Origin of the sequence: Serratia sp. 201, from assembly GCF_037027545.1 — a bacterium.
Classification (GTDB): domain Bacteria; phylum Pseudomonadota; class Gammaproteobacteria; order Enterobacterales; family Enterobacteriaceae; genus Serratia; species Serratia bockelmannii.
Window position 1 is genome coordinate 1,561,696 of sequence record NZ_JAXCHC010000002.1, and the last position, 21,146, is coordinate 1,582,841.

At 59.6% G+C, this 21,146-nt stretch carries 22 protein-coding genes; 11 read left to right on the plus strand and 11 right to left on the minus strand.

Annotated features, from left to right (window positions below):
- Positions 1-132 precede the first annotated feature (132 nt).
- Genes WA302_RS15555 through WA302_RS15575 form a run of 5 tightly spaced genes read left to right on the plus strand, consistent with a single transcriptional unit; the run spans position 133 to position 5,386 of the window.
- On the plus strand, positions 133-1,437 hold the full coding sequence (locus WA302_RS15555) for an MmgE/PrpD family protein (protein WP_049204007.1): 1,305 nt from the start codon (positions 133-135) through the stop codon (positions 1,435-1,437).
- A 19-nt stretch (positions 1,438-1,456) separates the two neighbouring features.
- Positions 1,457-2,794 carry an LLM class flavin-dependent oxidoreductase gene (locus WA302_RS15560; RefSeq protein WP_049204006.1) on the plus strand — a complete coding sequence of 446 codons (1,338 nt, stop codon included), beginning with the start codon at positions 1,457-1,459 and terminating at the stop codon, positions 2,792-2,794.
- Between the two features lie 17 nt (positions 2,795-2,811).
- Positions 2,812-3,726 carry an ABC transporter substrate-binding protein gene (locus tag WA302_RS15565; protein ID WP_049204005.1) on the plus strand — a complete coding sequence of 305 codons (915 nt, stop codon included), beginning with the start codon at positions 2,812-2,814 and terminating at the stop codon, positions 3,724-3,726.
- The gene (locus WA302_RS15570; RefSeq protein WP_025302790.1) at positions 3,723-4,628 is read left to right on the plus strand and encodes an amino acid ABC transporter permease; all 906 of its coding nucleotides are present in this window, start codon (positions 3,723-3,725) and stop codon (positions 4,626-4,628) included. Before WA302_RS15565 ends, WA302_RS15570 begins: the two co-directional genes overlap by 4 nt.
- On the plus strand, positions 4,625-5,386 hold the full coding sequence (locus WA302_RS15575) for an amino acid ABC transporter ATP-binding protein (protein ID WP_025302789.1): 762 nt from the start codon (positions 4,625-4,627) through the stop codon (positions 5,384-5,386). Before WA302_RS15570 ends, WA302_RS15575 begins: the two co-directional genes overlap by 4 nt.
- A gap of 39 nt (positions 5,387-5,425) precedes the next feature.
- Here WA302_RS15575 and WA302_RS15580 read toward each other — a convergent pair whose 3' ends face one another.
- The 3 genes from WA302_RS15580 to WA302_RS15590 form a co-directional block, all read right to left on the minus strand.
- A complete protein-coding gene (locus tag WA302_RS15580) occupies positions 5,426-5,563 on the minus strand; it encodes an AcrZ family multidrug efflux pump-associated protein (RefSeq protein ID WP_016927779.1) in 138 nt (45 codons plus the stop codon).
- A gap of 193 nt (positions 5,564-5,756) precedes the next feature.
- Positions 5,757-6,227, minus strand: a complete 471-nt coding sequence (locus WA302_RS15585; protein WP_025302788.1) for an Rrf2 family transcriptional regulator — start codon at positions 6,225-6,227, stop codon at positions 5,757-5,759.
- A gap of 130 nt (positions 6,228-6,357) precedes the next feature.
- Positions 6,358-6,753, minus strand: coding sequence for a DUF427 domain-containing protein (locus WA302_RS15590; protein ID WP_025302787.1), 396 nt, complete (start codon positions 6,751-6,753; stop codon positions 6,358-6,360).
- Between the two features lie 231 nt (positions 6,754-6,984).
- On the opposite strand from WA302_RS15590, the gene osmB reads away from it, so the two are divergent.
- On the plus strand, positions 6,985-7,197 hold the full coding sequence (osmB, locus tag WA302_RS15595; protein WP_336064436.1) for an osmotically-inducible lipoprotein OsmB: 213 nt from the start codon (positions 6,985-6,987) through the stop codon (positions 7,195-7,197).
- Between the two features lie 154 nt (positions 7,198-7,351).
- On the opposite strand, the gene WA302_RS15600 is transcribed toward osmB, so the two are convergent.
- A complete protein-coding gene (locus tag WA302_RS15600; RefSeq protein WP_193389593.1) occupies positions 7,352-8,899 on the minus strand; it encodes a methyl-accepting chemotaxis protein in 1,548 nt (515 codons plus the stop codon).
- A gap of 414 nt (positions 8,900-9,313) precedes the next feature.
- Between WA302_RS15600 and WA302_RS15605 the strand changes: the two genes are divergently transcribed.
- Positions 9,314-10,552, plus strand: a complete 1,239-nt coding sequence (locus tag WA302_RS15605; protein WP_336064437.1) for a hypothetical protein — start codon at positions 9,314-9,316, stop codon at positions 10,550-10,552.
- A 49-nt stretch (positions 10,553-10,601) separates the two neighbouring features.
- The gene (locus WA302_RS15610; protein WP_049204002.1) at positions 10,602-10,997 is read left to right on the plus strand and encodes a polyketide cyclase; all 396 of its coding nucleotides are present in this window, start codon (positions 10,602-10,604) and stop codon (positions 10,995-10,997) included.
- Positions 10,998-11,003: 6 nt separating this feature from the next.
- Here WA302_RS15610 and WA302_RS15615 read toward each other — a convergent pair whose 3' ends face one another.
- Together WA302_RS15615 and mrdA are read right to left on the minus strand one after the other, a co-directional pair.
- Positions 11,004-12,722, minus strand: a complete 1,719-nt coding sequence (locus tag WA302_RS15615; protein WP_049204001.1) for a penicillin-binding transpeptidase domain-containing protein — start codon at positions 12,720-12,722, stop codon at positions 11,004-11,006.
- A gap of 107 nt (positions 12,723-12,829) precedes the next feature.
- Positions 12,830-14,755, minus strand: a complete 1,926-nt coding sequence (gene mrdA / locus WA302_RS15620; RefSeq protein WP_049204000.1) for a penicillin-binding protein 2 — start codon at positions 14,753-14,755, stop codon at positions 12,830-12,832.
- Between the two features lie 294 nt (positions 14,756-15,049).
- Between mrdA and WA302_RS15625 the strand changes: the two genes are divergently transcribed.
- Entirely contained in the window at positions 15,050-15,331 is a 282-nt protein-coding gene (locus WA302_RS15625; protein ID WP_033634498.1) for a YjcB family protein, read from the plus strand.
- A 36-nt stretch (positions 15,332-15,367) separates the two neighbouring features.
- Here the strand turns inward: WA302_RS15625 and WA302_RS15630 are convergent, their stop codons facing one another.
- A complete protein-coding gene (locus tag WA302_RS15630; protein WP_038629307.1) occupies positions 15,368-15,814 on the minus strand; it encodes a MarR family winged helix-turn-helix transcriptional regulator in 447 nt (148 codons plus the stop codon).
- Between the two features lie 251 nt (positions 15,815-16,065).
- Between WA302_RS15630 and WA302_RS15635 the strand changes: the two genes are divergently transcribed.
- Entirely contained in the window at positions 16,066-17,265 is a 1,200-nt protein-coding gene (locus WA302_RS15635) for a multidrug efflux MFS transporter (RefSeq protein WP_004940721.1), read from the plus strand.
- 171 nt (positions 17,266-17,436) lie between these two features.
- Here the strand turns inward: WA302_RS15635 and WA302_RS15640 are convergent, their stop codons facing one another.
- The 4 genes from WA302_RS15640 to WA302_RS15655 all read right to left on the minus strand — a co-directional run bounded on the left by WA302_RS15640 (position 17,437) and on the right by WA302_RS15655 (position 20,022).
- Complete coding sequence (locus WA302_RS15640) at positions 17,437-17,928, minus strand: nuclear transport factor 2 family protein (protein ID WP_025302780.1); 492 nt, start codon at positions 17,926-17,928, stop codon at positions 17,437-17,439.
- A 9-nt stretch (positions 17,929-17,937) separates the two neighbouring features.
- Positions 17,938-18,276 carry a MoaF-related domain-containing protein gene (locus WA302_RS15645; RefSeq protein WP_016927790.1) on the minus strand — a complete coding sequence of 113 codons (339 nt, stop codon included), beginning with the start codon at positions 18,274-18,276 and terminating at the stop codon, positions 17,938-17,940.
- Between the two features lie 424 nt (positions 18,277-18,700).
- Positions 18,701-19,135: a glyoxalase/bleomycin resistance/dioxygenase family protein gene (locus tag WA302_RS15650; RefSeq protein WP_049203999.1), complete on the minus strand. Its 435-nt coding sequence runs from the start codon at positions 19,133-19,135 to the stop codon at positions 18,701-18,703.
- Between the two features lie 17 nt (positions 19,136-19,152).
- Positions 19,153-20,022, minus strand: coding sequence for a helix-turn-helix domain-containing protein (locus WA302_RS15655; RefSeq protein ID WP_049203998.1), 870 nt, complete (start codon positions 20,020-20,022; stop codon positions 19,153-19,155).
- Positions 20,023-20,203: 181 nt separating this feature from the next.
- On the opposite strand from WA302_RS15655, the gene WA302_RS15660 reads away from it, so the two are divergent.
- The gene (locus tag WA302_RS15660) at positions 20,204-21,121 is read left to right on the plus strand and encodes a DMT family transporter (protein WP_049207124.1); all 918 of its coding nucleotides are present in this window, start codon (positions 20,204-20,206) and stop codon (positions 21,119-21,121) included.
- Positions 21,122-21,146: the final 25 nt, after the last annotated feature.

The window sequence follows — 21,146 nt, forward strand, 5'->3', positions numbered from 1 at the left end:
GCAGTGCCGTCGTGATATTCCATTCAGCGATATGGAAGCGCCGTTCGTTCTTTCGGGACAAAGAAAACCGCCACACAATACCTTTCACCCCGCACTCGTGCATAACCATCTATAAATTCAGGTGTTAACGCCTTGTCATTATCGATAACCGCCCAATTCGCTCATCTGATATTGAACAGCCAGCCGGATCAAACCGCCCTGTCAGCCGCTCGCCGCGGCGTGACAGATTACTTCGCCTGCGCATTGCCGATTGCCCGCGGGGCGTTGAGCGATGCCGGTCTGGCAGCAATCGGCACGACGTTTCCGCCGACCAGCAGTGAGAACCGTGCACTGCGCTATGGCTATGTCAGCCACTCGTTGGACTTCGATGATTACCATCCTGCGCTGCGTGGCCATCCTAGCACCGTAGTGCTCTCCGCCCTGCTGGCGCTGAACGGTGAGAGTGACAATGTCACTGAGCTGTTAACCGCCTATATCATCGGTGTAGAGGCCGCGGGCCGGCTGGGATTGGCCGCTGGCACGCAACATTACGTGCTGGGTTTTCACAGCACCGCCACCCTGGGCGCGGTCGCCGCCTGCGCCGCCGTGGCGCGTTATCTGCAGCTTGACCAGCGGCAAACGCAAATTGCTCTCGGCCTGGCGGCCACCCAGGCGGCGGGCCTGCGCAGCCAGTTCGGTTCGGCGGCCAAACCGCTGCACGCAGGGCTGGCGGCACGCAACGCGGTCAATGCCGCCCTGCTGGCTCAGGCCGGTTTCATCGGCCAACCGGAGGGCGTGCTGGACAGCCTGCTGACTTCCCACGGCGACGGCCGGCAAAAACCGGAATGCCTGACCGCCGACTGGGGCACGCCCTGGCGCATCCTGCAACCAGGGCTGGAGTTCAAGCGGTACCCGACCTGCGGTGGCACTCACAGCGCGGCCGAGGCGGCGCTCGCCCTGCGCGCGCGGCTGCTGGAACAAGGCGACGCCCTTGCGGAGATCGCACTGGTTGAGGTCAGTTTTCCGCCCGGCGCAGATACCGCACCCTATATTCGCCAGCCGGCCACCGGTGTGGAAGCGCGCTTTAGCCTCGAATACGTCATAGCCGATGCGCTATACCACGGCGAGGTCCCGCTGACGCATTACGGCGAACAGCCGGTCGATGCGGCTATCGCCGCCCTGGCGGCAAAAGTTGAGCGCCATGTCGATCCCGCAGCCCCGCCGGACGCGCTCGATCCGGAGATGCGCTTCCATCGCCTGACCCTGACGCTGCAGGACGGAAGGCAAATAAGTGACATGGTCACAAGAAAGCAAACCGCCGCCCGGCCGACAGACCTCGACGCCAAGCTGCACGCCATTCTGCAGCTGCTTCCGGGCCTCGAAGGCGAAAGCGTTATCCGCGACTGCGCCCTCATGTCCCCTGGCGCGCTGCCGCGACTGATTGCATTGTTAAATTAATAATAAAACAGGAATAATTATGAGTACTTCACCTTCAACACCATCGCGCCAACTCCGTCTCGGCCTGTTCGTTCAGGCGCTGGGACACCACATCGGAGGATGGCGCGCACAAGGCGCCAGCGGTTCACCGACCGATATCGACTGGTTCACCTGGATCGCAAAAAAAGCCGAAGAAGGCACCTTCGATATGTTCTTCGTCGGCGACGCGTTGGCCACCAGCGTGCACCGCCTGCCCTCGACGATGTCACGCCTGGAGCCGCTGACGCTGCTGGCGGCGCTGGCGGTTAACACCCGCCATATCGGGCTGGCGGCGACCGCCTCCACCACTTTCGATCAACCTTTCCATCTGGCACGCGCCATGGCCTCCATCGACCATATCAGCCACGGCCGCGCCGCCTGGAACGTGGTGACCTCTTTCTCCAGCGATGCGGCGCGCAATTTCAGTCGTGAAGACCTGCCGTCGCACGCCGAACGCTATGAAGTGGCGCGGGAATTCCTCGAGGCCAGCTACAAACTGTGGGACGGCTGGGAAAAAGACGCTATCGTGCGCGATAAGCAAAATGGCGTATACGCCATCGACGAGAAAATCCACGCCGCCAACCATAAGGGCAAGCATTTCTCGGTGCAGGGCCCGCTGAATATTTCCCGCTCGCCGCAGGGGCGGCCAGTGATCATTGAGGCCGGCTCTTCCCCGGCCGGCCAACAGTTGGCGGCGGAAACCGCCGAAGTGGTGTTCACCGCCGCCGCCAGCCTGGAAGAAGGACAAGCTTTCTACCGCAGCCAGAAAAAATACGTGGCCGACGCCGGCCGCAACCCGGACCACCTGCTGATCCTGCCAGGTGTGATGCCGATTGTCGGCCGTACCAAAGAAGAAGCGCAGGAAACCTGGTATCAGCTGAATCAACTGGTGGATATCGATAACGGCATTGAGCAGCTGTCGGCGCGCTTTGGCTTCGATTTGAGCGATTACCCGCTGGACGGCCCGGTGCCGAACGTGGGCGCCACCGAAGGCGGCCAAAGCCGCGTGAAACTGCTGACCGATCTGGCCGCGCGGGAAAACCTGACGCTGCGCGAGCTGGCGGCCGTCGCGGCCGGTTCGCGTGGCCACCGCGTGGTGGTAGGCACCGCCGCAGAGATCGCCGACGACTTCCAGCTGTGGCTGGAACAGCAAGGCGCAGACGGCTTCAACATCATGCCGGCGGTGTTGCCCAACCAACTGGAACTGTTCGTCGAGCTGGTGATCCCGGAGCTGCGCCGCCGTGGCCTGTTCCGTGAAGAGTATCAGCATGCAACCCTGCGTGAAAACCTGGGCCTGCCGGAACCGGCAATCAACTTCGCTAACGTAAAATCGGCTTAATCCGCAGGGAAATCATGATGAAAAACACATTCAAACGCACCGTACTGTCCCTGCTGTTGGCTTCCTCCACGCTGGCGCCGTTGGCCGCCGGTCATGCCGCTGAAGGCGATGTTCCCTTCAAGGCGGCGGTGAAAGCTGCCGCCGATCCGGCGCTGCACGACAGCCTGCCTGACGCTATCAAAAAGGCCGGCTATATCGTTGCCGGCACCAACCCGAACACCCCGCCGACCACCTTTTACCAGGCGGACAACAAAACGCTGGCCGGGCGTGAAATCGACGTGATGAGCGCAATTGCCGATCGCCTGGGCGTGGCGATCCACTGGAAGGACACCGGCGGTTTCGACAACATCATCCCCGGCCTGAAGTCCGGCCGTTATGACGTCGCGCTGGCCAACATTGACGCCAACAAAAAGCGCTTCCAGCAGGTGGACTTCGTCGGCTATTACAACGCTTCCAAACTGGCCTTGATCGCCCGCAAAGACGCTGCGCTTGGCCCTTACACCGAGCTGGCCCAGCTGTGCGGCCAGACCGTCGGCGCCGGCGCAGGTACCTCGCAAATCACCCGCCTGCAGCAGGCCAGCGATCAATGCGTCGCCGCCGGCAAGCCGGCCATCACCATGCCGATCTTCCCGGACCGTCCGGCCGGGGTGCAGGCGGTGATCAGCGGCCGCGTGCCGATGTTTTTCGGCCCGTATGAAGGGCTGCGCTACCAGGCCACCCACGTCAAACCGCTGACGCTGGCCGGTGATATCAACATCGACGGTACCACGGTGGCCATCGCCCTGCCGAAAGGCTCCGAACTGGTGAAACCGGTGCAGGCGGCGCTAAATTCGCTGATCGCCGACGGTAGCTACCAGAAAATCCTCGACGGCTGGGATATCGGTTTTGGTGCCGTGAAAACCGCCGGCATCAATGAAGAGATCGCAAAATGAGTGGGCAATACCCTGTCGACGACGCGGAACTGAGCATCGTTGGCCACCGGCATTACGGGCGCTGGCTCAGCGCCCTGGTTGTACTGCTGATCGTCGGCGTTATCGTCAATTCCATGCTGCACAACCCGCGCTTTGAATGGTCGGTGGTGGCGGAAAATCTTACCGAGGCGTCCATCCTCAACGGCGTGCTCATGACGCTGAAGCTGACGGTAATTTCGGTGGTGTTCGGCTTCGCCGGCGGCGTGCTGCTGGCGCTGATGCGCCTGTCGGCCAATCCGGTATTGGTGGCGGTAAGCTGGTTCTACACCTGGTTCTTCCGTGCAGTGCCGATGCTGGTGCAGCTGTTCCTGTGGTACAACATCGCCGCGCTTTATCCCCGCATCAGCTTGTGGATCCCGTTTCTGGGCGAAGTCGCCAGCGCACCGACCAATACCCTTATCAGCACCTTCAGCGCCGCGGTGATTGCGCTGGTGATGCATCAGTCGGCCTATGCGGCGGAGATCGTGCGCGCAGGCATCCAAAGCGTCGGCAGCGGCCAGTTGGAAGCCGCCAAAGCACTGGGCTACCGTCGTGGGCAAATCCTGTGGCGCGTGGTATTGCCGCAGGCGATGCGCACCATCCTGCCGCCGGCGGGCAATGAGGTGATCGGGCAGTTGAAAACCACCGCGGTGGTGTCGGTGATTGCCCTGCAGGACGTGCTGTATTCGGCGCAGATCATTTACCAACGCACCTACGAGGTCATCCCGCTGCTGCTGGTCGCCACCCTGTGGTATCTGGCCATGACTTCGATTCTGTCGATTGGTCAATACTACGTGGAGCGCTATTTTGGCCGCGGCACGCAGGCAACGCGCAGCGGCCGGTTCTTCCTCAACCGCAAAGCCCCTCAGGGAGGTGAACAATGAGCGCATCTATCCACATCAACCGGGTGCGGAAATCCTTTTCCGGCACCGACGTGTTGAAAAACATCAGCCTGACCATTCCGGCAGGTTCGGTAACGGTGATCCTCGGCCCTTCCGGCTCCGGCAAATCCACCCTGTTGCGCTGCATCAACCACCTGGAAAAGCTGGACGGCGGCACCATTCGTGTTGGCGAACAGCTGATCGGCTATCGCCAAAAAGGCCGGCATCTGTACGAGCTGAAAGAAGCCGAGGTGGCCGAACAGCGTAAAAGCATTGGCATGGTATTTCAGCAGTTCAACTTGTTTGCACACCGCACCGTGTTGCAAAACGTCAGCGACGCGCCGCTGCGGGTGAAAAAGGAAAAAAAAGCCGAGGTGCAGGAACGGGCGAAACAGCTGCTGACCCGCGTCGGGCTGGAACATCGCATCAACGCCTGGCCGCGTGAACTGTCCGGCGGCCAGCAGCAGCGCGTCGCCATCGCCCGCGCGCTGGCAATGAACCCACAGGTGTTGCTGTTTGATGAACCGACCTCCGCCCTCGATCCTGAATTGGTTGGCGAAGTGCTGCAGGTGATGAAAGACTTGGCGCATTCGGGCATGACCATGGTGGTGGTCACGCACGAAATCGGCTTCGCACGCGAAGTGGCCGACCAGATTGTCTTTATGGATCAGGGAAAGGTGGTAGAAACGGGCAGCGTGCAGCAGGTTCTGGATGCGCCGGGACATGAGAGGACGCGCAACTTCCTGGCGACGGTATTGTAACCCTCCGTCAGGGGGCGTTGCGTCCCCTGACGTTCAAATTCAGCCGTTATTTTTTCTGCCGATAGCGGAAAAGACGTTGAACACTTCACCCAGGCCGTAAATCGCGCCGAGCAAGACGGCCACCATTACCGGCACCAGGACCACCACGGTGGCCAAGCTTTCAATCATTTCTAACATCGTTCTCTCCTGGTTTATAAGCACAGCGAACCTACGCCGGAAGAAAAGGTTTCCGGCCAATCGATCGATTATCGTGGGGAGGCAGTCTAAAACGTGAGCTACATCACACTTGATGCGAGCTAATGTAACTTACACAATTACATTAACGCAATGCAAAAAATGCTCTGCGCGTAGCGGGAATTTGCGTGGTTTTTTATTGCGTATCCGCTTGATATTGCGGTGAACAAGGGACAAAAGGATAGCCCGCGCACCGTTCGACCTGCCCGGCCATTTCGGCGATGCTGGTTTGCGCCAGGCTGGCTTCCAGCGCGTGACCGACGCGTGCAAATTCTTGCTCCAGCACCGGGGTAATGGCGTGGCCGATATAGCACGCATCGTTAGGCCGGGTACGGTGCAGCATGAAATACGGTTGATCCTCTACCGCGCGATACACGTCCAGCAGCGAGATCGTTTCCGCCGGCCGCGCCAGCAGCGCCCCACCGCCTTGTCCCATCTGTGAATAGGTCAGCCCGGCCTCCGCCAGCGCGCCGAGGATGCGCCGTACTACCGTCGGATTCGTGTTGACGCTGCGCGCGATGTCTTCTGAACGCACCGTCTGGCCACGACACAGCGTGATATTGGTCAGAATATGGATGGCAACGGCAAATCGCGTAGAGGTAGACACCTTGGCACCTGCTCAGAGTTTCGTTTATGTCGGATTAAAACATAAGGAAAGCGTATCAATTTACGATAATACACATAATGAGTAGGGATAATGAAAATGTCAACCTGCCCCGCCCGATGGCGGCGGCGGCTCACGCTTCTGTGCGGATCTCCGTCACTTTATCGGGATAAAATGCCAGATGATCCTTGATCGCTACCACGGCGTTGTAGGGCATTTCATAACTCCAGGCCACATTGGCCTCCTGCTCGCCGTTAAGCACAAGGGAGAAATAACTGCAGTCGCCCTTATAAGGGCAGTAGCTGACGTGCTCGTTTTTCTGCAACAGCGCCCGATTCACATCCTCACGCGGAAAGTAAAACACCGGCGGATAGGTGGCTTCCTGCAGGATGAGCACGTTGCGGCTGTCGGCCAGGGTCTGACCGGCTGCACGCACGACAACCCGCGCCGGATGGCGGGTCAAGGTGATTGGGTGGTCCGGGCCGGGGATTTTCACCGGTTTGCCGGATGCGGAAACGAGATCGGACATGGCGGCCTCCAGAGTGTGCGCCCCGCACCCCGCGAGGCGTCTTTCCAGTATAGACCCACGATTTTACCGGCGGCCGCACATTCGGCGAGCAATCGCTTTTCACCGCCGCAAAATTAAGAATTTTTACCTGTTCGATTTTCTTACGGAGGAATACATTCATCCCAACTTCTACCGGCAGGTTAATCGGATTATTTTTAATCCATTAATCAGTCAATTTACCAGGAACTCATTATGAATATTAAACGTGCCGTAGGTGTGTTGGTGGTGGTGATGGCAACGCTTTCCGTTACCGCATGTGGGCATATGTCCAATCGCGATCGCAACACGGCGATCGGCGCGGGCGTCGGTGCAGTCGGCGGTGCGGTGCTGACCGACGGCAGCACGCTGGGTACCCTCGGCGGCGCGGCGCTGGGTGGCATTATCGGCCACCAGACCAGCCGTTAATCATCGCGTTAAAATAATCTCTGCAGGCCGGCATTTTTTTAATCCATAAGCGCCGGTCTGTTTTTTATTTATCGAAATAACGTCCCTCAGCGGTGGAAAATAATAAATAACGTTTAGCGCAGCTTTATTATTCATTAACCTGCGTCAGGGTTATTTATTGCACAGGCAGCCTGAAACGCGCCATCGCTTTTTCCAACCGTTCCGATTCGCCCTGCAGCGACTGAGAAGCGTCGGTCACCGCGTTCACCACGGCGCCGGTTTGTTGCACCACCTGATTCAGCGCCGCAATGCGCGCCGTCACGTCCTGAATGCTCTCCCCCTGATTGAAAGACGCCTGCGAGATTTCCGCCATCAGGGCACTGCATTTGTTCACCAGATCGATAATCTGGCGCAGGTTGCCGGTCAGCAGATCCACCGCCTGCGAACCTTGATCGATTTGCTGCAGTGAACGGTTGATCAACTGCTGAATATCGCGCGTCGAATGGCTGCTCTTTTGCGCCAACAGACCCACCTCTTTGGCTACGATGGCAAAGCCGCGGCCGTGAACGCCGGCATGCGCGGCCTCGATCGCCGCATTCAGCGCCAGAATATGGGTCTGGAACGCCACGCTGTCGATCAGCGCGACGATGCCACGCATCTCGGCCGATTGGATGACGATCCCTTGGATTGAAACATTGACGGTTTCCATCATCTGCTCACCGGCGCCGGCGTACTGCCGGGCTTGTTCGGTTCGTTGGCTGGCCTGCTGGGCGTATTGGCCGTTTTCTTCCACCCGCGCCGCCAGCTGCTGCACGTGCTCGGTCGCCAACTGCAATTCGCCGTCCTGCTTCGCCGACTGCGCCGTCAACTGGCGATTGCCGTCCGCCAGCCGCCCAACGCCGCTCAGGATCCCGCTCGCCGCATCGCGCACCTCGCTCACCAGACGCTGCAAGCCGCTTTGCATATGGCCAATGCTGGTCTGCAGCTGACGCATCTCGCGGTTGAATGCCCGCTCAGGCGGCAGCGGCCGCGAAAGATCGCCGGCGGCCAGCACGTTGAGGTGTGCGATTGCCCGCTGCAACGGTGCGATAACCCAGCGAGAGACGCCGACCCAGACCCCTACGGCAATCAGCGCCAGCGCCGCCAGCGCGCCAAACGCAAAGATCTTGGCCTGCTCCAGCGCCGCCAATTGCCGCACGTTGACGTCATCGCCACGCCGCTCGTTCAGCGTCTGGTAGGCAAGATACTTCTCGTTGAAATCCGCCTGAAACGCCTGGATCGGCACGGCGAAAAACGCATCGACGCTGGCGCTGCTTTGCAACCCTTGCGCCTGTTCCTTCAGGCCGTCATAGAACAGACGATAGCTGTCTTTCAGGGCGCCCGTCGCTTCGGGCGCAGCCGCGCTCAAGCGCTCGAACCGGGCAAAGGCCTGCTTTGAAGCCGCCAACGCCGCCAACGATTCATCCAGCAGGCTATGCCAACTGCCCTCGGAGCCGGTGGCTTTATCCTGCAGATAATAGATGCCCGCACGGTTCAGGGTATCGCTGGCCGTCAGCAGCGACAGTCTGGCGCGATCCATTGTCGCCTGCTGGCGATGCAACGCATCGCCCGTCACCAGATTAACCTTGGCGTCGCGCAAAATATTGGAAATAAATAGGGTGGAAAACAATTGCAGCAGAGAAAATAGCGCGATAACGCAAATTACCCCGCTTAATAAGCCCATGCTCTTGCCGAAGCCAAACGCACGCGGTAGCGCTGCCGCAGGTTTTACCCTGCGGCCCAGTGTCAGTTTTATGTTCATGATTTTTAGTCAGTCATACCAGGATGCCGCGAGTCTAACGGGCATTGATGACACGACTATTTCAGCCTGCTCTGCGTCGCCCCCGCCGGCCAAGATCCCCCAATAATCGGTATTGCCCGTCAACTCTCATTTTTATTTCTTGACTTGTTTAATACCGGATTTATAGTTTTTCCATTAAAAAAGAAACAAAGTTTCATATATTAACCGGCGCGAAATTTAATATATGAAACGCTCAATAAAATCGTCTCAAATATAAAACCGATGAGCGTAAATGCCCTGTTCACAGGTGAAACTCGCTCGCCTTAATAAACAGTCTATTTTCTTCAGGGGCCTGCTATGCGCAAGATCACGCTTTGTTTTTTCCTTGTTTCACCAGTGAGTTATGCAACCGTCGCCGCATTGCCCAACGATGTTGCCACCACCGCGGCGCCGGTAAAAAAAAGCCGCCCGGCATTTCCGCATATTCATTGGCAAAGCGAGGATAATAAAAAGAATATTGATATCGGCGGCGCACTGCGCGCCAATTATCGCTATGAAGACTGGCACAGCAGCAATTATCGGAATCCTCCGCATTTACGCTTTGACGCTTTTCGCATCGATGCCGTCGGCCAGGTAAACGATGCATTTTTCGATGGCGGATTCTGGTTTCAGGATCGGCGCAAATACGCCATCGACTGCGCCTATGTCGGCTATCACCTGTCTGAACGTTCCGCCGTGCAACTGGGCGCGCCGTTCAAACCGTTCGGCCTGATGCCCTACCCGCAGTTCGGCTGGTCGTACGGCATTCCGTTTTACCTCGGCTTTGGCGTCAACACCGGGCTGGGCGCCAAATACCAATATCAGCATGATGATTGGGCCTTCGACGCCGCCTATTACCCGCGCATGATGCCGACCGGCGTGCGTTACGCCCCCGACGTCGCCAGCTACGACGATTTGAAAAACACCAACTATGCGTCACAGCACCTGCAGCGCAACGAAAAACGCGATCAGATAAACCTGCGGCTGACGCGCGCTTTCCACCAGGGCGGCTGGGACAATGAGCTCGGCGGTTCGCTGGCGGCCTCACGGCTCTACAACCAGGCTACCGGCGATAACGGCAGCTTCTGGGCGGCGGGCCTGCATACGCTGGTGAATAACGATCCCTGGCATCTGTCCGGCCAGGTGATCCGCTACGGTTACGATGCCAAAGGCCCGGCCGGGGCCAACAATTCGGTGATCCTGATGGGCGGCAACGGCCTGACGCCGGCCTATCTGATCCCGTCGCAGGCCACCACCGCCGCCATCAACCTGGCGCGCGACGTCGACGTACCCTGGGGGCCGGTGAAAAAGCTGCGGTTCTACAACGACTACAGCGTGCTCTGGAAGGATAAGCACGGCGGTTCCGACTCCAAAATGAATACGCTGGGGGTGCAGGTGTTCGCCATGCCGGTGATGCTGTGGGTGGACCTGACCTGGGCGCAGAATGCCAACCCGTGGGGCGGCGTGGAAAACGCCACCGGTTGGACCGGCACGCAATCCTCCGGCAGCAATAAATGGTATTTTCGCACTAACGTGAACATCGGTTACTACTTCTGAGCACGGCGAGATCTACACTGAAGTATCACCGCCAACCGGAGAAGCCACGATGCTGAGCGCGCAAACGCTGCATATTGCCATCAACCGCCCCTGTGACGAGGTGTACGCCTTTCTCAGCCAGCCGGAAAATTTCCCCTTGTGGGCCAAAGGGTTGGCCAACAGTTTACGGCAGGAAGATGAAGAATGGGTGGCAGACACCCCACAGGGAAACCTTCGTATTCGCTTCAGCGCGCCGAATGCCTTCGGCGTGCTGGATCATTGGGTGACGCTGCCGAACGGCGGCGTGGTCTACGTGCCGCTGCGCGCGCTCGCCAACCGGCACGGCACCGAGGTGATCTTCACCCTGTTCCGCCAGCCGGACATGGACGACGCGCTGTTCGCCCGCGACGCCGGGCTGGTGAACGCCGATCTGCGGGCGCTAAAGCGCCTGCTGGAATCGCGCTAATCCCCATCAGCCCTTGACCGACGACACCACGTTAAGCGGTTGGGCATCCGGCAGGATATTCATGTGCTCCAGCACCTGGGCCATGATCTTGCCGAACACCGGCCCCGCCACCGAACCGCCGAAGTGCTTGCCGGCTTTCGGGTTGTTGACCATCACCACCAGCGCCACCTGCGGATCGCTGGCCGGCGCCACACCGGCGGTGTAGTTGATGTAGCCGCCGTCGTATTTGCCGCTGGGGCCCATTTTCTCGGCGGTACCGGTTTTGATCGCCAGCCTATAGCCCGGCACCGCGGCGCTCACCCCGCTGCCGCCTGGCAAGGCGTCGCTCTCCATCATATGCACCACGGACCGTACCGTATCCGCCGGCAGAATACGTTGCCCCATCACCGGCGGCGTCACCTTGGTGATCGACAGCGGGCGATAAATGCCGAAGGAACCGATAGCAGCATATTCGCGTGCCATCTGCAGCGGCGTCACGCGCAGCCCATAGCCGAAGGAGAAGGTAGCGCGTTCGATATCGGCCCAGCGTTCACGGTGCTGCGGCAGATAGCCGCTGCTCTCGTTGCCGATGCCAAGCTCGGTCGGCCGCCCCAGGCCAAAGCTACGGTAGACCGCCGGCAGCACGGTGGCCGGCAGCGCCAGCGCAATGTGCGATACCGCGATGTCGCTCGATTTTTGCAGCACGCCGGTGATGGTCAGTTTCGACCAGTGGCCGACGTCTTTGATCAGGTGACCGTTCACCCGATACGGCGTGGTGTCCAACACGGTATCCGGCCGGATCAGCTTATGTTCCAACCCCACCATCACCACCACCGGTTTCACCGTCGAACCCGGTTCGAAGCTGTCGCTGCTGCACACGTTGCGGATATCTTTCGCCGGCGTGCTGCCATAGTTGTTCGGGTTGAACGACGGATAGCTGGCCATGCCGAGGATTTCGCCGGTGTCGATCTTGACCAGCACCGCGCAGCCTGAGTCGGCCTGGTTAGCCACCACGCCGTCGCGGATCTGCGCATAGAGCACGTACTGGATAAATTTGTCGATGCTGAGCGTCACGTTCGGCGGCGGCACCGGATCCACGCTTTTGAGCACGCCGATCACCGCGCCGCTGCCATCCTTCTGATAGACCCGCAGGCCGTTTTTTCCCTGCAACAGCGGGTTGAACCCAAGCTCGATGCCCTCCAGTCCCTGATTGTCCTGGCCGACGATGCCGATCAGCCCGGCGGCATCCTGGCCCATCGGATAAAAGCGGCTGAAATCCTGCTCGGCGCTGACGCCGGTCAGGTGCAGTTTGCTGATGTAGGCGGCGTTGTCATCCTCCACCTTGCGTGCCAGGTAGACAAAACGTTTGTGCGCGTTGCTCTGGATCAGATGCTGGATGTCCGCCAGCGGGATCTTCAGCACGTTGGCCATACTCTGCCAGCGTTCGTTACCGGTATCGGTCTGGGTATCGAGAATATGCTTCGGGTCCAGCACGATGTCTTTGGACGACACGCTGACCGCCAGCGCCTCATCGTTGCGATCGGTGATCATAGCGCGGTTGGTCGGCACCACCTGGGTGCGGATCGAACGCTGGTCGGCCTGATCCGCCAACTGCTGGTGTTCCAGCAGCTGCAGGTAGCCGACCCTGAACGCCAACAGAAAAAAACAGACCAGCATGCCGGCGCAAATCCAGCCGAAACGAACTGTGGAATAGGTTTTACCGCTCTTTTTGGTCGATGGCGCCACTGTTGTGTTAACCCTACGTTTTTATTCGGTTTATGGTGTTATTTCAGTCTACCTTGCCGGAAATGGTCAGGAGATTGCAGTTTGTAAGAAAGTAAAAACAAACCGCATCACCGTTGCACATCCGCACTGTCGTTTAACTGCGGTTTACTTTGCGGCATATCACCGGGCTGTGGCGCGTTGGCCGGGTCAAAAATATGGTCGAGGATCGCGCGTGCGGTCGGCCCCGCCACCACGCCGTCGCCACCGCCGTTTTCCAGGATCAGCGCCATCGCCACCCGGGGGTTTTTGTAAGGCGCGAACAGCGTATAGAAGATGTGATCGCGTAGCCGCACCGGGATCATTTTGGCGTTGTAGGTCTGGTTTTGCTTCAGGCTGAACACCTGCGAGGTGCCGGATTTGGCGGCGATCTGGTACGGCGCGGTGTGGAACAACTTGTAACCGGTACCGTTCGGCAGGTTGGCCATGCCGTACATGCCGTTGCGCACGATGCCCCAGTAAGGCGAGTGGGGATCACCGATCTGCGCCGCTTGCGCCGGCGGCTGGTAGCGCGTCACCCGGTTGCCCTGCTGCAGCGAATACAGCAGATGCGGCGTTTTCACCTGGCCGTTGTTGATCAGCGTGGTCAGCGCTTTTACCATCTGGATTGGCGTCGCCACCCAATACCCCTGGCCGATGCCCACCGAAACCGTATCCCCCTGATACCAGCCTTTTTTGTGCACCTTCAGCTTCCAGTCGCGGCTCGGCAGCACGCCGCGATACTCTTCGTTCAGATCGATGCCGGTGGACTGGCCGTAGCCGAACTGGCTCAGCCAGTGGTGAATACGATCGATGCCCATCTCATACGCCACCTGATAAAAGAAGGTGTCGGCGGACTCCTCGATCGCTTTGGTGACGTTGAGCATGCCGTGGCCGGTTTTCAGCCAGTCGCGGTAGCGGCGCTCAGTGCCGGGCAGCGTCCAGGTCGGCGCACCGAAAAAGGTGGTGGTGGGCGTGATCACCCCGGCGAACAGCGCCGAAACGGCCATGTAGGGCTTCACCGTGGACGCCGGCGGGTACAGCCCCTGGGTGACGCGGTTGATCAGCGGCAGATCCGGGTTGGTCAGCAGCGCCTTATAGGCCTGATAGCCGATGCCTTTGACGAAAGGATTGGGATCGTAGCTGGGGCTGGAGACCATCGCCAGGATGCCGCCGTCGCGCGGATCTTCCACCACCACCGCGGCGCGCTGCCCCTTCAGCACCGATTCGATGTACTGCTGCAGCGGCAAATCCAGCGTCAGGTAGATGTTCTTGCCGGCCTTCGGAGGCTGCTCCTTCAGCAGGCGGATCACGCGCCCGTGGTTATCCACCTCCACCTCCTGATAGCCGGTGGTGCCGTGCAGCTCGGACTCGTAATAGGCTTCGATGCCCTGTTTGCCGATGTTGCGGTCGGCGGCGTAGTTTTCGCTCAGGCCGGCCTTGTCCAGGCGCTTGAGATCGCTATCGTTGATCTTCGACACATAGCCCAGCACGTGCGCCAGCTGAGCGCCGTAAGGATATTCACGCTGTTGATAGGTATCGATGGTCACCCCGTCGAAACGGTATTGATTGACGGCAAAGCGCGCCACCTCGGTGTCGCTCAGACCGGTTTTTAGCGTCACCGGCTTGTAACGGCTGTTGTGGTGCATGTCATCGCGAAACGCGCTGATGTCCTCCGGCGTCAGGTCGACGATCGGCGTCAGCGCCTGCAGCAGCGCCGCCATGTCGGTGATTTTGCTGGGCGTGATCTCGATACGATACAGTGTCACGTTTCGCACCAGCGGAGTGCCGTTACGATCAAAGATCAGCCCGCGGCTGGGAGCTAGCGGCAGCATCTTGATGTCGTTCTGGTTGGAGCGCGTCTGGTAAAAGCCGTGCTGGCGGATTTGCAGCCGGTAGAGGTTGACGATCAATACGCCGAAGCACACCACTACCAGCGCCAGCGCCACGCCTGCCCGGCGGATAAACAGTCTTTCTTCCGCAGAGTGGTCGCGAATTGTTTCTTTTAACAGGGCCATGCAGTGCCGGTACCTTTTGCGTCACATTTCCCCGCAAAATCAGGGGGCTGAAAAGCCGGCAAGCATAGCGTTATCGGGCGCGACGCCCCATGAAAAGGTTGCTAATGAAATGGCATAACTGTTTCAGCATATTGGAATGTTACCGGCGGCGATTTTTTCACCGCGATCCCCATTGAGCCCCCGTTCGCCCCAATGCTACAATGTGATCTTAATCACACTATTACCGATATTCCCCCGCATTTCCCTGTCGGCGCCCTGCCGGATGCGGCTTTTTGTTACATAGGATCGAGTTCGATGAGTACCATTGCCACCGGTTTAGTCATGATGCGCTGGGAGTTGCTGAGCGCCGTGATGATGTTCTTCGCCAGCCAGTTAAACGTCGTTTGCCGTAAAACCAGCCGCAACGGCATGGCGTTCATGTTCAGCAGCCTGGGCCTGTTTACCGCCTGCTGGTTCGTGATGGGCCTGATGGGCATCCACCTTACCCTGGAAGCCTTCACCCAGTTCTGGTCATCGGCCTGGGATCGCTACGTGGACGTGGTCAGCACCATGCCGGTCGATTGGCCGATGCCGTAACCTCGCTGCACGGGCGGCGCACCGGCCGCCCAGCGATTATTCCTCGTCCGTTGGCGCCGCCGCCAGCCGCGCCATCAACGCCCCCGCCTCAACCAACAGCGCCTGTTCTTGCTCCGTTAAACAACTTTCCATCGCCGCCAGCAGCCACGCCTCGCGCCGGCTGCGGCTTTGCTGCAGCAGGCCCAGCCCGGCGGGCGTCAGACGTACCCGCACCCGGCGTTTATCTTCGGCATCCGGCGTGCGCACCAGCAGCCCGTCGGCCTCCAGCTCACGCAACGCGGCCGCCAGGTTAGAGGAACGCATGCGCTCCGATTCCGCCAGCAGCGACGGCGTCGCCTCGCCGCCGTGGCGATCGATAGCCCCCAACAGCATCAGCTGGGCCCAGGATTTTTCGTCGCTACGCGACTCGCGCCGTAAACGGCGCACCAGCGACATTAACTGCGTGCGCAGCAGCGTCACGTCTTCAGGGTGATCTTTTTTCATTGGCATCAATCTAGCGTTCAGTTTATCCCTGCTTTCACACCGCCGGATCGCGCAGTGCCCTGCCTGGCTACCGCGCCGCTCTGGCTTAACCTAGTTACCTATGATAATATAGCTATTAATATATAGCAAAAAAGACACTGCATCGGCAGGGTTACGTTTGCTCACGCATTTGCCCCTCGCCGATTAATTTGCAGTGTTATTATTATTTTGATTAATAAATCCCTCCTTATTCAACGTGGTACGGTAAGCCGATGGAAGCGTGGAAAGTCAATCTGATCTCGGTCTGGCTCGGGTGTTTCTTCACCGGGCTGGCGATGAGCCAAATCCTCCCTTTTCTGCCGCTGTACGTCGAACAGCTCGGCGTCAGCGATCACCAATCCCTCAGCCTGTGGTCCGGGCTGGTGTTCAGCGGCACCTTTTTGGTCTCGGCGGTGGTCTCGCCGCTGTGGGGCAGCCTGGCCGACCGCAAAGGCCGCAAGCTGATGCTGCTGCGCGCCTCGCTGGGCATGGCGATCGTCATCGCGCTGCAGGGGCTGGCCACTAACGTGTGGCAGCTGTTCGCGCTGCGCGCCCTGATGGGGCTGACGTCCGGCTATATTCCCAACGCCATGGCGCTGGTCGCCTCGCAGGCGCCGCGTGATAAAAGCGGCTGGGCGCTGGGCACGCTCTCTACCGGGCAGATCTCCGGCGTGATCGCCGGGCCGCTGTTGGGCGGGCTGATGGCCGACCATCTGGGGCTGCGGGTGGTATTTTTCGTCACCGCCGGGCTGATGTTCGTCAGCTTCCTGGTGACGCTGTTCCTGATTAAAGAGCGGCGCATCACGGTGAAAAAAGCGGATCAGCTGAGCGGCAAGGCGGTATTCCGTTCGCTGCCCTATCCGACGCTGATCGTCACCCTGTTCGTTTGTACCCTGATGATCCAGCTGGCTAACTCGTCCATCAGCCCGATCCTGACGCTGTTCATTCGCGAGCTATCGGGCGACGTCAGCAATATCGCCTTTGTCAGCGGCATGATCGCCGCCGTGCCCGGCATTGCGGCGCTGATCTCGGCGCCACGCCTCGGGCGGCTCGGCGATCGCATCGGCACCGCGCGCATCCTGATCGCCGCGCTGCTGTTCACCACCGGCCTGTTCGCCGTGATGGCCTGGGTCAATACGCCGCTGCAGCTGGGCATTCTGCGCTTCCTGCTGGGTTTTGCCGACGGCGCGCTGATGCCGGCGGTGCAGGCGCTGCTGCTGAAGTATTCCTCCGATCAGGTGACCGGGCGCATCTTCGGCTATAACCAATCCTTTATGTACCTGGGGAACGTGGTTGGCCCACTGCTGGGATCGGGCATTTCGGCGATGATGGGGTTCCGTTGGGTGTTCGCCGTCACGGCAGTCTTGGTGCTTTGCAATGCGCTGCAGCTGCGTCATCAGTTCAAAAAAGTGGAAAATCAACGTGCGGGATAACGGGGAATGTGGGGAAACGCCTCAAGCAGTGGCGGGACAATGACGCCCATCAACCGTACCACCACTGCCAAAGGCGGCCGTAGCCTACTCGACGCGGCGGTCATTTAATATTTATGTAAGTAAATAAAGTGTTGCGGGCGCGTAGAGGGCCGCCGCAGCGGCCCTTGTGGCTCAGAACATGGTATTGTCGTTAGCCGATTTTTCCGGCACATCCTGATTGACGTCCCAATGCTCGGTGATTTTCCCCTGATCGTTCACCCGATAAATATCCACGCTGGCGGTGCCGCGATCCTGCGGGTTATTTTGGTATTTGACGTGAACGTAGACCAGATCGCCGTTGACCGCGCTGCGGTATATTTTGGCGCTGTATTGCGGATTGTCTTTGAAGGTCTGGCTGAAGAAATCGAGGAACGGCTTGATGCCGTCGCCGACGAACGGGTTATGCTGCTTGTAGTTTTCCACAATCAGCCTCTGCGCCACGCCGATGTCGTGGCGGTTGAAGAAGCCCGCGTACAGATCTTCCACCACCTTCAGCTTTTGCTGGGCATGATGATAGCCGCCCTTGCCGGCCGACTTTTGCGACGCCGCCTGATCCGTTGACAACGCCGGGTAACTCGCCAGCAAGCCGCCGACGATCGCACAGGCGATCAATGCCTTTTTCATAACTGCTCCTTAGTTTCCTGAGTGACCTACGATTTTCAGCTGCCCTTTCAGATGGGTGAAGCTGCCGTCCTTGGCGGCGATGTTGGTGTACACCTCGCCGCGCTCAAAGTCCTCGATATGCGTCACGTTGTCGCCGGACTGCGGTTCGTGCCAATAGACCATGTAGACCTTCGGCCGAATCTCCACTGCGGTGTACTGTACCGTGTCGGTAATGCCCTGCGACGCCTCGCCGATACCGGTGAAGGTCATGGTCTTGTCATCGGTAAAATCCAGCTTGAAGGCGAAATCGCCGAAGGTCACCTGCACCACTTTACCGACCGCAATGAACTGCCCGTGTTTTTCCGTCATCGTCGCCGCCTTACTGTTTGTCAGGGAGGGTTGCGCCGCCGTAGCGGCAGGCAATGCCAGGGGGAAAGTCAGGGCTATCGCCAATGCAATGCCCGTTCGCTTCACTGTTTTCATCGTTCCTTCTCCTTTCCGTGGTTGAAAACGAGAATCATTATTATTTCTTAAGGGTTGGCGGAAATATAAGAATAATCTCTATTCCCATCAGGCACCTGGCGGCAAAAAAAGACGGGGGGAAATCGCCGTAAAATGGCATGGCAATAGCGCGTTCTGGCCCTTGGTTTTTACGCAATGAACGGGATTACTGCTTTCAGGGAAGGAAACAACTCGGGGATTCGATAGGTCTATAGCGCGGATCGCTTTAAGCTAATGCGTATTTGTTCTTAGGCCGCCCGCCGCTGCAAAACGGCGGCGAACGGCACGGCATTTAACGCAGCCAGGGGGTATGGGTGACGCCAACCAGCAAGCCTTCCGGGCTAAGCAAACGGGTAACGCTTTGCCCCCACGGCTCTTCGCGATTGGCGACCAACAGCCGATAACCGCGATCGACCAGCCCCTGGGTGGCTACCGCCATGTCGGCCACGTCAAACTCGATCCATGCCTGCGGCACCGCGAGATCCGCCGGCCAGCGATCGTCGCCAAAGCAGGACTGCGCCGCCTGCGCCAGCGGCCACAGGGCAAAATGCTTCACCCCGTCCAGCGCGCCTTGCTCCGACAGCAGATAGGTTTCGTTGCCCGGCATCGGCTTGAGCGGCAGCCCCAGCGCCTCGACATAAAATGCCTTACTCTCGTCGCTCTCACGCGTGATGGGCCCGAATCCGGCGACAAACAACACGCCCAGCCCGGCAAACTGTTGATCCATGCTGCACTCCCTTTCGGTTAGCGCCCCAGCCGCACCTGCAGCGGAGCAAATCCATAGGCCGCCTTGAAGCGGTTGCTGAAATGGCTGGCGGAACTGAAGCCGCACGCCAGCGCGATCTCGGTGATCGGCTGTTGGCTATGCCGCAACAGCTGTTCCGCCCGCTGCAGCCGGGCGCGCATCACGAACTGGTGCGGCGCCAGGCCGGTGGCGTGCTTGAACATGCGGGCGAAATGGTATTCGCTCAACCCGGCCTGCGCCGCCAGATCCGCCAACAGCAAAGGCCGATCGAGGTGGCTTGCGATATATTCCCGCACCCGCCGGGCTACCGCAGGGGCCAGGCCGCCGCGCACCGGCGGCAGCTTCCACTGCAGCTGGCTGTAACGCTGGATCAGATGCGACATCAGCAGGTTCGACGCGCTGCTGAGCGCCAGCAGATTGGCGCTGTCATGCCAATCGCAGTTGAGCAAAAACTGGCGGTACAGCAGCGTGATCTGCGGATCTTCGCCGAAGCTGCGCTGCTCCACGTTGATCGCCGCCGGGCTGCGATCCCAGGTCTGCTCCGCCAGCTGCCGCAGATGCCCATCGGTGCAATACAGATGCACGAACGACAGATCGCTGCGCACATCCCAGGTGGAGGCGTATTGGCGCGGCATGATGCAGAACCGATCCGGCCCGCCGCCGTTGCGCCAGCCGCCCGGCACCTGCTGGTAGCACTCATAGCCGTCGGCGACGTACAGGCTCAGGGTATGGTGGTCGGCGCTTTCCTGCGTGACGCGATCGTTGCAGTTGGACCAGGCGGCCAGCTCCACGCCGGTGCCCAGCAGCACGCTGCCGTGCAGCCGCGCCTTGTGCTCACGCAGTGTTTCAAACGCCTGATAGTTGGACATCGCCGGCCCCGTTGTTCGACATGCCGACAGTGTAAAGAGTGGCGCCGCCGCATACCAGCCGCCGCCCCGCGCTTTTGGCAAAAAAAGCGCAAGAATATGCAACTGAGCGCAAAGCGCTGCAAGCGCCGCCGCGCGCCAAAGCGGATACTGCGCCATCGGTTTTTTCGGAGTAACAAATAGAATGAATGCGCTGTTGTACCTCGCCGTGGTGCTGATTTGGGGCACCACCTGGATTGCGATCACCCTGCAACAGGAAGGGCCGGTGGCCATTCCCGTCTCGATCGCTTACCGCTTCGCCATTGCCGCCGCGGTGATGTTCGCCGTGCTGTTGCTAACGCGCCGCCTGCGCCGCCTCGCCCCGCGCGATCATCTGTTCTGCGTGCTGCAGGGCTGCTGTGTGTTCGGCTTCAACTTCTTCTGCTTCTACCACGCGGCCGCCTACATCAGCAGCGGGCTGGAATCGGTGATCTTCTCGATGGCGGTGCTGTTCAACGCCCTCAACAGCCTGCTGTTTTTCCGCCAGCGCCCCAGCCCCAACCTGCTGCCGGCGGCGCTGCTGGGTTTGACCGGCATCGTGGCGCTGTTCTGGCAAGATCTGGCCGCCACCCGCATGGCGCCGGAGCTGCTTAAAGGCATCGGCCTGAGCGCGCTCGGTACCTACGGTTTCTCGCTGGGCAACATGATCAGCACGCGCCATCAGCGCCGCGGGCTGGATATCTTTTCCACCAATACCTACGCCATGACCTACGGCGCGCTGTTGATGGCGCTGATCGCCCTGGCGCAGGGCGCATCGTTCCAGATGGAATACAGCAGCCGCTATATCGGCTCCCTGCTGTACCTGGCGATCTTCGGATCGGTGATCGCCTTCGCCGCTTACTTCAGCCTGCTCGGCCGCATCGGCGCCGGCGCGGCGGCCTACAGCACCCTGTTGTTCCCGCTGGTGGCGCTGACCATCTCAACGATCTACGAAGGCTATCAGTGGCACTTCAACGCCGTGCTGGGCCTGTGCCTGATCCTGCTGGGCAACCTGGTGATGTTCGCCAAGCCGACGCTGAAATGGCGGCGGGCGGATATCTCAAAACAAAACTCAACCCTTTGAAGCCATTGGCGAATATCGTTATCAT

Bases quoted from the DNA above. Each gene is read 5' to 3' on its own strand.
- WA302_RS15560 (WP_049204006.1), top strand. From the start codon at position 1,457: ATGAGTACTTCACCTTCAACACCATCGCGCCAACTCCGTCTCGGCCTG.
- WA302_RS15565 (WP_049204005.1), top strand. From the start codon at position 2,812: ATGAAAAACACATTCAAACGCACCGTACTGTCCCTGCTGTTGGCTTCC.
- WA302_RS15570 (WP_025302790.1), top strand. From the start codon at position 3,723: ATGAGTGGGCAATACCCTGTCGACGACGCGGAACTGAGCATCGTTGGC.
- WA302_RS15575 (WP_025302789.1), top strand. From the start codon at position 4,625: ATGAGCGCATCTATCCACATCAACCGGGTGCGGAAATCCTTTTCCGGC.
- WA302_RS15580 (WP_016927779.1), bottom strand. From the start codon at position 5,563: ATGTTAGAAATGATTGAAAGCTTGGCCACCGTGGTGGTCCTGGTGCCG.
- WA302_RS15590 (WP_025302787.1), bottom strand. From the start codon at position 6,753: ATGTCCGATCTCGTTTCCGCATCCGGCAAACCGGTGAAAATCCCCGGC.
- osmB (WP_336064436.1), top strand. From the start codon at position 6,985: ATGAATATTAAACGTGCCGTAGGTGTGTTGGTGGTGGTGATGGCAACG.
- WA302_RS15600 (WP_193389593.1), bottom strand. From the start codon at position 8,899: ATGGGCTTATTAAGCGGGGTAATTTGCGTTATCGCGCTATTTTCTCTG.
- WA302_RS15605 (WP_336064437.1), top strand. From the start codon at position 9,314: ATGCGCAAGATCACGCTTTGTTTTTTCCTTGTTTCACCAGTGAGTTAT.
- WA302_RS15610 (WP_049204002.1), top strand. From the start codon at position 10,602: ATGCTGAGCGCGCAAACGCTGCATATTGCCATCAACCGCCCCTGTGAC.
- mrdA (WP_049204000.1), bottom strand. From the start codon at position 14,755: ATGGCCCTGTTAAAAGAAACAATTCGCGACCACTCTGCGGAAGAAAGA.
- WA302_RS15625 (WP_033634498.1), top strand. From the start codon at position 15,050: ATGAGTACCATTGCCACCGGTTTAGTCATGATGCGCTGGGAGTTGCTG.
- WA302_RS15630 (WP_038629307.1), bottom strand. From the start codon at position 15,814: ATGAAAAAAGATCACCCTGAAGACGTGACGCTGCTGCGCACGCAGTTA.
- WA302_RS15635 (WP_004940721.1), top strand. From the start codon at position 16,066: ATGGAAGCGTGGAAAGTCAATCTGATCTCGGTCTGGCTCGGGTGTTTC.
- WA302_RS15640 (WP_025302780.1), bottom strand. From the start codon at position 17,928: ATGAAAAAGGCATTGATCGCCTGTGCGATCGTCGGCGGCTTGCTGGCG.
- WA302_RS15645 (WP_016927790.1), bottom strand. From the start codon at position 18,276: ATGACGGAAAAACACGGGCAGTTCATTGCGGTCGGTAAAGTGGTGCAG.
- WA302_RS15650 (WP_049203999.1), bottom strand. From the start codon at position 19,135: ATGGATCAACAGTTTGCCGGGCTGGGCGTGTTGTTTGTCGCCGGATTC.
- WA302_RS15655 (WP_049203998.1), bottom strand. From the start codon at position 20,022: ATGTCCAACTATCAGGCGTTTGAAACACTGCGTGAGCACAAGGCGCGG.
- WA302_RS15660 (WP_049207124.1), top strand. From the start codon at position 20,204: ATGAATGCGCTGTTGTACCTCGCCGTGGTGCTGATTTGGGGCACCACC.